Source organism: Haloglomus halophilum (assembly GCF_024298885.1).
GTDB lineage: Archaea > Halobacteriota > Halobacteria > Halobacteriales > Haloarculaceae > Haloglomus > Haloglomus halophilum.
Genome location: NZ_CP101166.1, coordinates 3,470,065 through 3,484,768, shown reverse-complemented (window position 1 = coordinate 3,484,768; position 14,704 = coordinate 3,470,065). Strand labels below are relative to the sequence as shown.

Annotated in this window: 11 protein-coding genes; 3 read left to right on the top strand and 8 right to left on the bottom strand. The window is 69.6% G+C overall.

What is annotated here, in order from left to right; all coding sequences use genetic code 11:
- Positions 1 to 20: 20 nt before the first annotated feature.
- From NL114_RS16860 to NL114_RS16845, 4 genes are all read right to left on the bottom strand, one after another.
- Positions 21 to 1,334, bottom strand: coding sequence for a substrate-binding protein (locus NL114_RS16860; protein WP_254824727.1), 1,314 nt, complete (start codon positions 1,332 to 1,334; stop codon positions 21 to 23).
- Between the two features lie 235 nt (positions 1,335 to 1,569).
- Positions 1,570 to 3,567: an acetate--CoA ligase gene (acs, locus tag NL114_RS16855; RefSeq protein ID WP_254822084.1), complete on the bottom strand. Its 1,998-nt coding sequence runs from the start codon at positions 3,565 to 3,567 to the stop codon at positions 1,570 to 1,572.
- Between the two features lie 41 nt (positions 3,568 to 3,608).
- Positions 3,609 to 5,753 carry a bacterio-opsin activator domain-containing protein gene (locus NL114_RS16850; RefSeq protein WP_254822083.1) on the bottom strand — a complete coding sequence of 715 codons (2,145 nt, stop codon included), beginning with the start codon at positions 5,751 to 5,753 and terminating at the stop codon, positions 3,609 to 3,611.
- Positions 5,754 to 5,972: 219 nt separating this feature from the next.
- Complete coding sequence (locus NL114_RS16845; protein WP_254822082.1) at positions 5,973 to 7,925, bottom strand: AMP-binding protein; 1,953 nt, start codon at positions 7,923 to 7,925, stop codon at positions 5,973 to 5,975.
- A gap of 217 nt (positions 7,926 to 8,142) precedes the next feature.
- Between NL114_RS16845 and NL114_RS16840 the strand changes: the two genes are divergently transcribed.
- On the top strand, positions 8,143 to 9,096 hold the full coding sequence (locus tag NL114_RS16840; protein ID WP_254822081.1) for an ABC transporter ATP-binding protein: 954 nt from the start codon (positions 8,143 to 8,145) through the stop codon (positions 9,094 to 9,096).
- Positions 9,093 to 9,974 (top strand): ABC transporter permease, encoded by an 882-nt coding sequence (locus tag NL114_RS16835; protein ID WP_254822080.1) that lies wholly within the window; start codon positions 9,093 to 9,095, stop codon positions 9,972 to 9,974. The genes NL114_RS16840 and NL114_RS16835 overlap by 4 nt, the downstream gene beginning before the upstream one ends.
- Positions 9,975 to 10,025: 51 nt before the next feature.
- Here the strand turns inward: NL114_RS16835 and NL114_RS16830 are convergent, their stop codons facing one another.
- Both NL114_RS16830 and NL114_RS16825 read right to left on the bottom strand, forming a co-directional pair.
- Positions 10,026 to 10,427, bottom strand: coding sequence for a hypothetical protein (locus tag NL114_RS16830; protein WP_254822079.1), 402 nt, complete (start codon positions 10,425 to 10,427; stop codon positions 10,026 to 10,028).
- Between the two features lie 50 nt (positions 10,428 to 10,477).
- The gene (locus NL114_RS16825; RefSeq protein WP_254822078.1) at positions 10,478 to 12,178 is read right to left on the bottom strand and encodes a methylmalonyl-CoA mutase family protein; all 1,701 of its coding nucleotides are present in this window, start codon (positions 12,176 to 12,178) and stop codon (positions 10,478 to 10,480) included.
- Between the two features lie 103 nt (positions 12,179 to 12,281).
- Between NL114_RS16825 and NL114_RS16820 the strand changes: the two genes are divergently transcribed.
- Positions 12,282 to 12,698, top strand: coding sequence for a DUF7522 family protein (locus tag NL114_RS16820; RefSeq protein WP_254822077.1), 417 nt, complete (start codon positions 12,282 to 12,284; stop codon positions 12,696 to 12,698).
- A 28-nt stretch (positions 12,699 to 12,726) separates the two neighbouring features.
- Here the strand turns inward: NL114_RS16820 and NL114_RS16815 are convergent, their stop codons facing one another.
- Positions 12,727 to 13,587 carry an ABC transporter permease gene (locus NL114_RS16815; protein WP_254822076.1) on the bottom strand — a complete coding sequence of 287 codons (861 nt, stop codon included), beginning with the start codon at positions 13,585 to 13,587 and terminating at the stop codon, positions 12,727 to 12,729.
- On the bottom strand, positions 13,584 to 14,627 hold the full coding sequence (locus tag NL114_RS16810) for an ABC transporter ATP-binding protein (protein ID WP_254822075.1): 1,044 nt from the start codon (positions 14,625 to 14,627) through the stop codon (positions 13,584 to 13,586). The genes NL114_RS16815 and NL114_RS16810 overlap by 4 nt, the downstream gene beginning before the upstream one ends.
- Positions 14,628 to 14,704: the final 77 nt, after the last annotated feature.

Sequence of the window (14,704 nt, the reverse complement as noted above, 5' to 3'; positions counted from 1 at the left end):
TGATTGGATTGAGAGCGTCGTTACTCGTACGGCCCGAGCTCACACTGCGCCGCGGGACCGGTGTCACACCCGTACGTGACCTGGCTCGCCTCGGTGGTGTTCACGATCTCGAAGTAGTTACCCGTCTCAATCTGGTCGGCCGGCAGCCCGCGGACGACCGGCACCGCGCGCTGGGCCTGGTGGTCGCACTTGCGCATCGTCTCCTCGCCCATGCCGATGTTGCTGTAGGAGTAATCCTCCAGCTCCTTGATGACGTCCGGCGGGTAGAAGCTCCCCGCGCGCTCGACGGCGGCGGCGTACTGGAGCGTCTGGGCGTAGGCCAGCTGGGCCGGGCCCGAGGGGATGCGGTCGTACTCGTCCTGGAACACCGACGTGAACTCGTTCGAGGGAGTGTTGTCGATGGCCGAATCCCAGGCGACAGTGCCGAAGACGCCCGAAATCGCGTCGCCCGCGGCCTCGGCCATCGGCCGGTTGTACAGCGGAACGACGATGTCCATCTCCTCGTCGACGCCGGCGTCGACGGCCTGCCGCACCGACTTCGCACCGTCCAGGCCGTAGTGGTTCAGCAGGAGCACGTCGGCACCCGACGACTGGGCGTCCGAGAGGTACGACGAGTAGTCCGAGGTGCCCAGCGGCGTGGCGACGGAGTTGACCTCCGACCAGCCCGGCCCCTCCGAGAGGAACTGGCGCATCGACTCCTCGACGGATTTGCCCCAGGTGTAGTCGGCGTACAGCTGGTAGAACTCGAGGTCCTCACCGTACTCGTCGCCGAGGACGGGCGCGAGTGCCTTCGCCGTGTGGTAGGCGTTGAACATCTCGCGGAACCCGTAGCGGACACAGTCCTTCCCGGTCGTGTCGTTCGAGTGGGTCAGACAGGCCATGAACAGGACCTTCTGCTTCTGACACTCGTCCTGGACGTTGATGGCGACCGAGGAGGAGGAGCCCCCCGATACCATGATGGCGTTGTCCCGCTCGATGAGCTGGCGGGCGTTCTCCCGGGCCTTCCCCTTGTCCGTCTCCGTGTCCGCCTCGACGTAGTCGATGGTCTTCCCGACCACACCGTCGCCGGAGAGGTCGTCGAACTGGGAGTCTACCCAGCCGCCACCGTTGTTGAGGTGCTTCACCGCGAGTTCGTACGCCCGGAGCTCGTCCTGTCCCTCGGAGCCGTACGGGCCCGAGAGTGGGATGTTGAACCCGAACGTAGCGGTGTCTCCCTCGATGGGGTAGTTGCCCAGCGCCTCGTTGCCGCCCCCTCCGTCGCCGCCGTCGCCGCTGGTGAGGGAGTCCGTACATCCTGCGAGGCCGGCGATGCCGGCCACGCCGGCAGCCTTCATCACGTCGCGCCGCGTGCGGTTGGTATTTCGTGTCACGACGATGTGTGACAAGCGACATTCCCGTATAAAGGAACAGGATAAATACGTTAACCAACGATTGTCATGGTCCGGAGTCGGCCATCGCGACCGGTGTGAGCGGCCGCCGAGAAAGCGGACGGAACGCAGCAGGGAAGGTGAAGGGATGGGCCGCGGGGACTGGCACGCGGAGTGCGGTCGGCCCGGAACCGGCGCGGTCTCAGTCGCCGTGGACCTGATCGCGGATCTGCTCGGGGACCGAGGGGTCGCGCAGGGTGGTCGTATCTCCGAGGTCCTCGTTGTTGGAGATGTTCTCCAGGACACGACGCATGATCTTGCCCGAACGGGTCTTCGGCAGGTCGCTGACGAACATCACGTTGTCCGGGCGGGCGAACGCGCCGATCTCGTCCTCGACGGCCGCGATGATGCGGTCGCGGACCTCGTCGTTGGCCTCGACGCCGTCACGGACGACGACGTACACGTCGGGCACCTCGCCCTTCTCGGCGTGTTCGCGGGCCGCGACGGCGGCCTCGGCCACGTCCTCGACCTCGGCGACGGCCGATTCGAGCTCCATCGTGCCGAGCCGGTGGCCGGCGACGTTCATCACGTCGTCGAGACGGCCGAGGACGCGCCAGTAGCCGTCCTGGGCCTGTACGGCGCCGTCGCCGGCCTTGTAGTTCCAGTCGCGCCAGTCGTCCGAGTCCGTATCGGAGAAGTCGGCCCAGTAGGTGTCGATGAACCGCTCGTCGTTGCCGTACACCGTCTGGAGCATCCCGGGCCACGGCCGCTCGATGATGAGGTTGCCGGCCTTCCCGCTCGCCGGCTCCAGCTTGTCACCCTGGTCGTCGACGAGGGCCGGTGAGATACCGGGCGCGGCCTTGCCGGCGCTCCCGGGCTTCATGTCCTCCAGCGCGGGCAGGTTCGTGATGAGGTGGCCACCGGTCTCGGTCTGCCACCACGTGTCCACGATGACGGCGTCCTCGTCGCCGATATGCTGGTAGTACCAGAGCCACGCCTCGGGCTGGATGGGCTCGCCGACGGTCGTCATGTGGCGGAAGTCGAAGTCGTAGCCCTCCACGTGCTCCGGGCCCCACTTCATGAACATCCGCACGGCCGTCGGGGAGGTGTGGAAGATGTCCACGTCGTAGCGCTCGGCGATCTCCCACATCCGGGACTTGTGCGGGTGGTCCGGCGTCCCCTCGTACATCACGCTGGTCGTCCCCAGCGCGAGCGGCCCGTAGACGATGTAGGAGTGGCCGGTGATCCAGCCGATGTCGGCCGCACACCAGTAGGTGTCCTCGGGCTTGATGTCGAGGACGTACTTCGAGGTCGCGGTGACGTACGAGAGGTAGCCGCCCGTGCGATGCTGGCACCCCTTCGGCTTGCCCGTCGTCCCCGACGTGTACATCAGGAAGAGCGGGTCCTCGGCGTCACGGGAGACGGGCTCGACGGTCGCTCGCTCGTTGTCCGCCAGCAGCGACTCCATCATCGTGTAGTCGTCGCTGACATCGACGGAGTCGTGGACATCGTCGTGGCGGGTCCAGACGAGCGTCTCGGGGTCGCGCTCGGCGTCCTCGTGGGCCTCGTCGGCCTTCTCGATGTGGGGGAGGAAGTCGCCCCGGCGGTAGTAGCCGTCGATGGTGACGACGAAGTCCGAATCGGCCGAATCGACACGCTCGGCGAGTGCCTGTGCGGAGAAGCCGGCGAAGACGACCGAGTGGGGCGCGCCGATGCGCGCACACGCGAGCATCGTGATGGGCAGCGCGGGCACCATCGGCAGGTGGACCGTGACGACGTCGTCCTCCTCGACGCCGGCCTGCCGGAGCGCGGCCGCCGTCTCGTTCACGCGGCGATAGAGGTCCTGATACGAGATGTTCCGCTGTTCGCCACCCTCACCCTCCCACAGCAGGGCGGTCTGGTTCTTCCGCTCGTCGAGATGCCGGTCGATACAGTTGTAGGAGGCGTTGAGTTCGCCGCCGACGAACCACTCGTAGAACGGCGGGTTCGAGGCGTCGAGTACCTCGTCCCAGTGTGTGTCCCAGTCGAGCAGTTCGGCGTACTGCTCGAACCCCTCGGGGAACTCACCCACCTCGTCGTGGATCGAGGGGTCCGAGGCGTTGGCCTGGCCGACGAACTCCGTCGGCGGGCGGAAGTACTCCTGCTCGTGGAGGCGTGCCTCGATCGTGGCGTCCGGGTCCGGCTCTTCCTGTTCGGACATAACGAGTCAAGCGTTCCCACCCACCATAATAACCCGTCCCGCTAGCTATCCCAATCGGAACCCTCCTCGGCCAGCGGCCGGCTCTCCTCCTCGAACAGCGCCGTCAGGAGGCGCTGCTGCGCTCGCCGGAGGTGGTTGTGGAGGGTGGGCGAGGAGATATCCATCGAGTCGGCCAGCTCCTCGGCGGTGCTCCCGCGGGGCCACTCGAAGTAGCCCGCGTGGTAGGCCGCCCGGAGGACCGAGCGCTGCTTGTCGGTCAGCTCGTCGTCGACGGACTCGCGGAACGCCGAGGAGGTGGCCGCCGAGCGTTCGTCCTCGCGCTTCGCCAGCAGGTTCGACTCGGGGAACGCCTCGCGCAGCGCCTCCAGCAGGTCCCGGACCGCGGCGTCGGGCGAGAACTCACAGACCAGCTCCGCGCGCCCGTCCTCGGCGACCAGCGACCGCACGTTCCCGCCACGCTCGATGAGCGGGGTCGCCAGCGACGCCGCCGGCGCCGCAACCTCCAGCAGCGCGGCGTCCCCGCGGTCGGCGACGAGTCGTGCCTCCCCGGCCTCGCGGGCCGCCGCGAGCGCCTCCTCCGGCGTCGCGCCGGCCACCGTCACGTAGTAGAGAAGTCCATCCTCGACCGGGACCATCCCATCGAGTTCGATACGACAGTCCAGACGCGCCGACGCGGAGACGAACAGCGAGCCGGGGTCGGTACTCTCGAAGGTCAGCTCCAGCACCGTATCCGAGAGGAGGAGGTGGCGCCACTCGGCGGCGCTGAGCGCCAGGCCGACTCGCCGGCCCAGATCCGTGACGACCTCGCGCTCGCGGTCCTCGATGGAGGCCGTCTCCCTCGCGGCGAGGGCCAGTACGCCGTGGACGCTCTCGGCGTGTCGCAGGGGAACCAGCGCGAGGGACGGGGTATCCGGCGCCGCGGGGGTCGGCTCGACCGAGATGACACGCGTCGTTCCGTCCTCGGCCACCTCGCGGGCGGCGTCGACGAGCGCCGACTGGTCGGCGACGTACTCCCGGGCGACCGACGGGTCGACACCGGCGGCGGCCAGCGGGTCCAGCCCCTTCGGGGGAGAGGGGTCGACCACCCACGCGCAGGCGTACGCCTCGCCTCGGGCCAGCACCTCGGTCGTGGCCTGCAACACGCCGTCGCGCGTCGTCTCCTCGACGAGTCGTTCGCCGAGCGCGCGGACCGCCGCCGCGACCGTGTGCGACCGGCCCGTCGTCGGGTCGGCGTCGCGCTCGCGTATCTCGACCACGACACGCTCGGCGCCACCGGTGCCGTCGGGAACCCGCGAAACCCGGGTCCAGCGCTCCACCGCACCCTCCTCGGCCCGGGCGTACGGCAGGACGCCCGACCACGCGCCCTCCGTGGCGACCGTCCGCCAGAACTCGCCCGGGAGCCCGTCGTCGAGGACCAGCGACCCGAATGGCCGGCCGACGACCCCGTCGACGCGCCGCCCGGTGAGCCGCTCGAACGAGCGGTTGGCGTGGTGGATGCGGCCGTTCGGCCCCAGCACCACGACCGCGGCGTCGAGCCGGTCGAGCGCGTCCCGCAGCGCGCCGGGGTCGAGCCCCGTCTGCGGCGCGGTGGGTTCGTCGTCGACGACGACCGGCGGGCGGGCGTCCGCGAACGCGGAGACGGCCGTCTCGTGGTCCGGGTTCGAGACGGCGGTGTCGATGCTGTCGAGGCGCTCCCAGCCGCCCGTCGCCAGGACCGCCCCGGGCGGGACGCCCCGTTCGACGGCGTCGCGGCCGAAGAACCGCCGGAGGTCCGCACTCGATACCCGTTCCAGCGTCGGGTCGGCGGCGGCCTCGGCCGCGCGGTCGGCGACGGCCCCGACGAGCATCTGGAGGCGGCGAGCCGTCACCTCGAACACGGGTACCCCGTCGTCTGCGTCGGGGCCGACGTACGCGGTCAGCTCGGACTCCAGGTCCGTCGGGAGCGGCGCCAGCCGGCTGGTCCCGCCCTCCCCGTCCGGGACCCGGAGGGCGTGACCCACGCCGCCGTCGTGGAGGCGGGTCTCGGCGTGACCGGCCTCCAGCCGGGTCATCTCCGTCGGCGTCAGCCCGGCCTCGCCGGCGAGCCGGAGCACGAGCCGCTCCCGGTCCGTCCCCGAAGCAGCCACCAGCTGCCGATACCGGTCACGGTCCAGCCGGACACGCCTGGCCCGCCCATCTGACGACATAGTTCGTGATATTACGTGAGTCCGAAATAAATCCACCGGGGATAACCCGGTCCATCACGACCATCCGGTCGCGTCGTCGGGAGCCGAGCCGCAGATACGGTTCCGGCCAGGCCGGAAGCCATCGTGTCCCCCGAGACGAACGACAAAGCCCGGCTACAGACGGTGGTGCCTCCGACGGGACCCTGCCTGGTTTCGAGGAGACAGCCGAGGCCGAAACAGTCACTCCTCCTGGCGGGTGACCGTCTCGATCTCGCCGACGACCTCCGGGTTCCGGAGCGCGCTCGTGTCACCGTAGCCACGGTCGCCGACGACATCGGCGAGGAGTCGGCGCATCACCTTCCCGGAGTGGGTCTTGGGGAGCTCCGGGACCACGACGATGCGGTCCGGACAGACCGCCGGCGAGACCTCCTCGCGGACCCGCGACCGGATCCGGTCGGCGAGGGCATCCTGGTCCGGATGGTTCCGCTCGCAGCTCACGTACGCCGCGATCTCGCCGGTCTCTGAGACGCGGACGACCCCCGCCTCGGTGACCCCGTCGAGCGAGCTGATGACCCGCTCGACGACGGCCGTTCCGACGGCCGTCTCGTCCATCTCGATGGTGTCGGCGTCCCGCCCGAGCAGGGTGACGTAGCCGTCCTCGTCGCGGGTCGCACGGTCGCCGGTGACGTACCGCCACGCCTCCGGGCTGTCGGCGTCGGCACCCGCCGTGCGCGCCTCGGCGGCGAGCCGCCGGCACATCCCCGGCCACGGCCGGCTGACGGCGAGGGTCCCTTCCGTGCCCTCCGCGACCGGGTCGCCCGCCTCGTCCACGACATCGACGGAGAGGCCGGGGACTCCGGGACCGGCCGAGCCGGGTTGCATCTCGTCGAGGGCCGGCAGCGTCGCGACGACGATGCCGCCCGTCTCGGTCTGCCACCAGGTGTCCACGATGGGGGCCTCGCCACCGCCGAGATGCTCGCGGTACCAGTGCCACGTCGTCGGGTCGATGGGCTCGCCGACGGTCCCGAGGAGGCGGATCGAGGAGCGGTCGTACTCGTCGCTGGGCGGCGCGCCGCGCTGGCGCATCGACCGGACCGCCGTGGGCGCCGTGTAGAAGACGTCGACCGATTCACGCTCGATGCTGGTCCAGGGGTGGCCCCCGGCCTGGTGGTCGGCGGGCGACTCGTGGAGCAGGGTGGTCGTCCCGAGCGCGAGCGGCCCGTAGACGCCGTAGGTGTGGCCGGTGATCCAGCCGATGTCGGCCGCACACCAGTACGTGTCCTGTGGCTTGATGTCCAGCACCGCCATCGCGGTCCAGGCGGCGTACGAGAGGTAGCCACCGGTCGCGTGGGTCACCCGGTCGGGTTCCCCCGTCGTTCCGGAGGTGTAGAGGACGAACAGCGGGTCGCCGGCGTCGCGGGCGATGGGTTCGACCGTCGCGCCCGCGAACTCGTCGCGGAGCGCCCCGTAGCCGTGGTAATCGCGACCCAGATGGGGGTCGTCGTCGAGCCGGCCCACCAGCACGCCGGTCACGTCCGCATCGAGCCGGAGACGGGCGCTGTCGGCGGTGTTGCGCTGCCCGACCGCGCTCCCGCGGCGGTAGTAGCCGTCGCAGGTGACGAGATACTCCGAATCGGCACTCTCCATCCGGTCGGCCAGTTCGTCGGCCGAGAAGCCAGCGTAGACGACGTTGTGGAGCGCCCCGAGACGGGCACAGGCCAGCATCGTCACCGGCAGCTCCGGCACGTTCGGCATGAACAGCGTGACCACGTCACCGGGGCCGACCCCGAGCGTGCGGAGGCCGGCCGCGACCGCCTCGACCTCGTGCTGGAGGTCGAGGTACGTCAGTGACTCGCGCTCACCGGCCGCGCCGATCCACCGGAGAGCGACGGCGTTCTTGCGCCCCGCCTCGACGTGCCGGTCGACACAGTTGACCGAGGGTTTCAGCGCCCCGCCCTCGAACCACGTCAGCCGGTCGTCGCCCGCGGACAGGACGCTGTCGTAAGATGTGTCCCAGTCGAGGAGATCGGCTGCCGCACGCCAGCAGTCGGGCCAGTCCTCCTCGAACCGGGTCCTGATGTCGGAATCGGAGACGTTCGCGGTCTCCACGAACCAGTCCGGTGGGCAGAACCGGTCGGTCGAGCCACCGCTGCTCGTCGGCTGCCGGTCCGCTTCCGGGTCGCCCCTGGACATGGGATAACAACCGCCACTCTCGGGACCGAGGCATTAAACGTTGCATATAATCGGGCGGAATCGGGCAGGCGGTCACCGCCGGTACCATCGGACGGAACCGGCCGTCCGGTCACCGCCGGGCGCCGACCCGCGGACGAAGAAGACTTATGCCGAATTCGTCCGCCGTACCGACGATGAACGGTCCCCTATCCCCCCTCCGCGACCGCGAGGTGACGGCATGAGCGTCGTCGAACTCGACGACCTCCGGAAGACGTACGGTGACGTGACCGCACTCCGTGGCGTCGACCTCACCGTCGAGGCCGGCGAGGTGTTCGGCTTCCTCGGCCCGAACGGCGCCGGCAAGTCCACCACCATCAACATCATGCTCGACTTCGCCTCGCCGACCGCCGGCGACGTGCGCGTGCTCGGCGAGGACCCACAGCACGACTCCGTGCCGGTGCGGCGCCGGACGGGCTCGCTGCTGGAGGGCTACGGCGTCTACGAACACCTCACCGCCCGCGAACACGTCGAGCACGCCATCGAGACGCGCGCAGCCGACGACGACCCGGACGAACTCATCGCCCGCGTCGACCTCGAGGGGGCGGCCGACCGCCGGGCCGGCGGCTTCTCGAAGGGGATGAAACAGCGCCTCGCGCTCGCGGTGGCGCTCGTCGACGACCCCGACCTGCTCGTGCTGGACGAGCCATCGACGGGGCTCGACCCCAACGGGGCACGAACGCTCCGGGAGATCGTCCGCGAGGAGCGCGACCGTGGCGCGACGGTCTTCTTCTCCTCGCACATCCTCGAACAGGTCGAGGCCGTCGCCGACGAGGTGGGCATCCTCTACGACGGTGAGATCGTCGCCGAGGACTCCGTCGGCAACCTCCGCGACGAACTCGGTGCCGGCAGCACGCTCATCGTCGAGTTGACGGGCGACCCGGAGCCGCTCTCGGGCATCGAGACTATCGAGGGTGTCAGGGATGTCCGGTTCCCGAACGGACAACTGGAGGCCGTCTGTGACGACGCCGACACGAAGCTCCGCGTCCTCAACCGGGTGTCGGAGGCCGGCCGCCTCGGTGAGTTCGACGTGCGCGAGGCGTCGCTCGGCGAGGTCTTCTCGAAGTACACGGACGGCGACCGGACCGACGCGTCGCCGGACCGGGCCCCCGCGACCGACGGGGGCGACCGATGACCTGGAACCACGTCCTCCGGCGCGACCTCCTGTCGACCTACCGGTCACGGCTGGTACCGGCCGTCGCGGTCCTGCTGGTCCTGGCCACCGCCGGCATCGTCCTGGGGATGTACGCACTCGACAACTACGGTCCGCCGCCGGACCGGCAGACCGCGGTGTTCGCCATCGGGGCGATATCGCACGTACTGGTGCCGCTGGTCGGGCTGCTCGCCGCCTACTCGTCGCTGGTCGGCGAGCGCGAGTCCGGGAGCGTCCGGTTCCTCCTCGGCCTGCCGAACTCCAGGCTCGACGCCTTCGCCGGCAAGTTCCTCTCCCGGCTGACGGCGGTCGCCGCACCGCTCACGCTCGGGCTGCTGGTCTGTACCGTCGCCGTCGGCGCACTGTTCCAGAACGGCTCCTACGTCGCCATGCTCGGCCTGACTGCCGTGACACTGCTGTTCGCGCTCGTGTTCGTCGGCATGGGGATGGCGCTCTCGGCGGTCGCCTCCACCTCGACGCGGGCCGTGGTCGGCGCGGTCGGCGTCTTCGCGCTCTTCCGCGGGCTCTGGCCGGCCCTGCAGATGGTCCTGCTCGAGGTGCAGAACGTCGACCGCTACCCGTTCCCGCCGGAGTGGTACTTCTGGATCGGCCGGGTGAACCCCCTCAACGCGTACGTGAAGCTGACCACGGAGTTCGCCGACTTCGGCACCAGGAACCACCCGCTGCTCACGCGGACCGTCGCGACTGACTACAACCCGGCCACCGAGGAGGTGGTCGTCGAGGCGAGCGTCGACTCCATCGCCGTCACCTCGGAGTTTGCCGCGGTCGTGCTGGTGGCCTGGGCCGTCGTGGTGCCGCTCGTCGCGCTGGCGGTGTGGCGGCGCCGCGACCTGCTCTGAGGATTACTCGTAGAACTCCAGGATTACAGCCTTAGGAACTCGTTTGACCGATTATTCCGGCTGCTCGTAACCAGTCTGGTCACTCTCGTCGCCACGCGCCCGCGCTCGGCGGGCGAGGCCGCCACCGAACATCCCACCGACGGTCCCACCGACGATGTCGAGGACGAGCACGAACCCGGCGAACCCCTCGAACGCGCCGCCGTTCGGGAGCGCGGGCGGGAACGTCCCGGAGAGCACGAGCGCGAGGACGGCCCAGCCGGTGAGGTAGCCGAGGCCGCCGAGGAACCCCACGGCGGCGCCGAGACCGGCGTTCCGGCGGCGTGACCCCGTTGCCAGTGCCGCGGCGAGCCCCCCGCCGACGGCCGGGGCGAGCGCCGGAACGGGGAGCATCGCGACGACGGTCCCGACGGCACCCGCCGCGCGCAGTGACGTGGATTCGTCCGGGGAGGACACGGGAGCGGCTACGACGGCGCCGAGTAAAGGTGTTCTCCGTTCGGCCGGCGTCAGGCCAGCCCGATCTTCTCCTGGTACTCGCCGTACTGGGCCTCGAAGACCTGCATTATCTCGCCCATCGTGGCGTACGCCTTGACCGCGTCGACGATGTACGGCATCGTGTTCTCGTCGTTCTCGATGGCCTCGTCGAGCGCGTCCAGGGTCTCCTGGACCTCGTCGTCGTCGCGTTCGTCCTTCACCCGTTCGAGCCGTTCGAGCTGGCGGTCCCGCGTGTCCTCGTCGACATGGAGGATGTCGAGGTCGGGGTCGTCGTCGATCTGGTACTGGTTCACCCCGACGACGACCTCCTCACCGGCGTCGACGCGCTGCTGGTACTCGTAGGAGGCCTCCTGGATCTCCCGGTGGAAGTAGCCCCGGTCGATGCCGGCGAGGACCCCATCACGCATCGAGCCGTCACCCATCTCGCGGATGGCTTCGAGGTAGTCCATGATCTCGGCCTCCATCTCGTCGGTCAGCTTCTCGACCGCGAAGCTCCCGCCGAGCGGGTCGACCGTGTCGCCGACCCCGGACTCCTCGGCGAGGATCTGCTGGGTCCGCAGCGCCACCCGCACGGCGTCCTCGCTGGGCAGCGCCAGCGCCTCGTCGTAGGAGTTGGTGTGGAGGCTCTGCGTGCCGCCCAGCACCGCGGCCATCGCCTGCACGGTCGTCCGGACGATGTTGTTGAGCGGCTGCTGGGCCGTCAGGGACTGCCCGGCCGTCTGCGTGTGGAACTTCAGGCGCTTCGAGGCGGCTGCCTCGGCGTCGTACCACTCGTCCATGATGCGGGCGTACACCCGGCGCGAGGCGCGGAACTTCGCGACCTCCTCCAGCATCGAGTTGTGGGAGTTGAAGAAAAAGGAGAGCTGCGGGGCGACCTCGTCGACGCCCAGTCCACGGTCCATCGTGTCCTCGACGTAGGCGAAGCCGTCGGCCAGCGTGAACGCGGCCTCCTGGGCCGCGGTCGACCCGGCCTCGCGGATGTGATAGCCCGACACGGAGACGGGGTAGAACTTCGGCGTGTTCTCGACGGCGAACTCGATGGTGTCGGTCACCAGGTCCAGCGACGGCTCGGGCGGGATGACCCACTCCTTCTGCGCGATGAACTCCTTGAGCATGTCGTTCTGCAGCGTGCCACGCACCTGCTCGCGGGGCACGTCCTGCTGGTCGGCCAGCGCGAGGTACATCGCGTAGATGACCGCCGCGGAGGGGTTGATGGTGAACGATGTGCTCACCTCACCGATATCGATGCCGTCGAACAGCACCTCCATGTCCGCGAGCGTGTCGACGGCGACACCCTCCTTGCCGACCTCGCCGAGACTCATCGGGTCGTCCGAGTCAAGCCCCATCAGCGACGGCATGTCGAACGCCGTCGAGAGGCCGGTCTGCCCCTCGTCGATGAGGTAGTGGAACCGCTCGTTGGTCTCCTCGGCGGTGCCGAAGCCGGCGAACTGGCGCATCGTCCACGTCCGTCCCCGGTACATCGTCGGGTACGGTCCGCGGGTGTACGGCGGTTCGCCGGGCATCCCGAGGTCCTCGTCGTAGTCGATGTCGGCCACGTCGTCGGGCGTGTAGAGGCGGTCGACCCCGTGGTTCGAGACGGTGACGAACTCGTCCTTGCGCTCGCCACCCCGTTCGAGCCACGGGTCCAGAGTGTCGGACTCCCACTCCGCACGGGACTCCCGGATGGATTCGAGGTCCTCCTCGTCGAACATACGCCCGGCTTCGCACCGTCCCGGCAAGAAGGTTGGCGTGCAGGCGGTCGGCTTCGGCACCGGCCATCCGAAAGCTCAAGCCCGGTTGGTGCTACCGACACTCATGGTATCGAGTGGCGACAGCAACGGGCACTCCACGGACGTGGGGGCGCTCGTCGAACACCTCCGGAAGCGGTTCGGCGACAGCTTCCGGAGCTGTGTGGTCTACGACGGGTCGGGGGCGACACTGCATTTCGCCCGGGACGACATCTCCGAAGCGGCCGTTCACTCACGCGTCGAACGTATCAACGCCCTCTACGAGGCGGAGCGGGTGGCTCGCGCGCCCACCGAAGACGACCCCGAGTTCGGGCCGCTGCACGCCTCGACCCACGTCTTCGGGGAGGCGCTGGTCGTCCATCTGCTGCTCCCGGATGGCTCGGCTGTCGGCGTCTCGATGGACCACCTCGTCGGGAGCCGACTTTCGAGCTTCGTGAAGGAGTGCCTCGACGTGCTCCGTACGGGGGACCGACAGAGTTCGTAGTGTCATCGATCCGCGAAACGTTCGGGGGTCAGTACTTCCCCAGTTTGCCGCCATCGCGGGCCCGTCGCGCGAACCAGCCGAAGACGACGTGCCCGACGGCCACGTAGACGACGGCCTTCACCACCAGCAACGCGAGGTCGGCGGTCGGCAGCTCCCAGAGCCGGAGCCCGCCGCCCATCGCGTTCCGCAGGAGCTCCGCGCCGAGTGAAAGCGGTAGGAGCTTCAACAGCGGGTAGGCGTCGACCGGCGCCGCGACGAGGCCGACGAAGCTGAACTGGACGATCTGGAAGACGTTCTCGACGCGCTTGAACAGCAGCGCCAGCCCGCCAAGCACGTACCCGACCCCGACGGCGGGCCCGAGCGACAGGAGGCCGAGCGGAACGACCGTCAGCGGGTCGAGCGCCAGCGTCGTGCCGGTCGTCGCCAGCATCAGGGCGAGCAGGATGGCCCCGAAGGCGAACGCGACGAGGATGTTGACGGCCGTCTTCAGGAAGACGACGCGGCGGAAGCCGAGCGGCGACATGTAGAGCTGCTCGAGCGTGCCCCACTGGGCCTCGCGGATGAGTTCCCATGACAGGTCCGAGTACGCCACCGTCGCCATCAGCAGGAGGAAGAAGCCGACGATGATGCCCGTCAGCGAGTTCGTGATGGCCTGCGGCGCGATGGCCCGCCCGCCGAAGAACAGGAGCGCGAAGAAGACGTAGATGGTGAACAGGTTCGTGACCGTGTTGAACGCGTACCGGACCCGGAGGATGAGCGACTTGTACGCCACCGCCCGCGCGAGGACGTACGACTCCCGAAGGCTCGTGCGGCCGGCGCCGGCGGTCGGCGGGGGCGACTCGTGGGGGACGGTACCGCCGTCCGTGCGTCCACCGTCGTCGGCGCTCACTCCGCACGCACCTCCGCGCGAACGGTCCCGTCGACGCCGTCCCGGCGCGTGAGCCTGAGGAACGCCTCCTCGAGGTCCGTCTCCCGGGCGGAGACGGCGACCACCTCGACCCCGGCCTCGCGGAGCCGGTCGACGAAGTCGTAGAACCGTCCCTCCGGGACCGTCGCGGTGAACTGGGTCCCGTCGGCCATCTCGCGGAACCCGCGGGCCTCGAACGCGCTTTCCAGCGGCTCCCGGGCGTCGCCGAGCGTGCCCGCGACCGTCACCTCGTACTCCCGGGTCCGGAAGAGGCCGACGAGGTTCTCGACGGCGTCGGCCGCGACGACGCGCCCCTCGTTCATGACGACGGCGCGGTCACAGACGGCCTGGACGGTGTCCATGTCGTGGCTCGACAGCAGCACCGTGCGGCCTTCCTCGTCGGCGAGGCGCCGGATACGGCTCCGGAGGTCGCGGGTCGCCTCCACGTCCAGCCCCAGCGTCGGCTCGTCGAGGAAGACGACGGGCGTCTCGCGGGCGAGCGTCGCGGCCAGCGCCACCTTCCCCTTCATCCCCCGCGAGAAGTCGTTGACGGCGTCGTCCGCGCGGTCCAGCAGGTCGAGCGACTCCAGCAGGCGGTCGTGTGCCTCCCGCCGGGAGCGCGGGTCGATGCCCTGGAGCGAGGCGAAGAACGACAGGTTCTCGCGGGGCGTCAGCCGCCAGTAGACGTTCCGTGCCCCCTCCAGCATCGCGCCGACGTGGCGGTACGCTGTGGCCGTCTCCTTGTGGACATCGGTCCCGAACACCTCGCAGGTCCCGACGGTCGGGACGAGGAGGCCGAGCGCGGCCTTCAGCGTGGTCGTCTTCCCGGCCCCGTTGGGGCCGAGCAGCCCGACGACCTCGCCCCGGTCGACCGTGAAGGAGACGTCCTCGACCGCGACCACGCGGTCGTCGCCGCTTCCGTACGTCTTCCGGAGGTCGCGGACCGTGACCGCGGGCGCCTCGGTGGCGCCGGTCCGTGCCGGGTCCACAGCCGACCCGTTTCCGTCCCTCGAATCAGTCACTACCACGGTTTGGAGCGGCACGAGCAAAAGGCCGCCGGGCGTCACCCGTCCATGCAGCGTCACCCGTCCATGCAGCG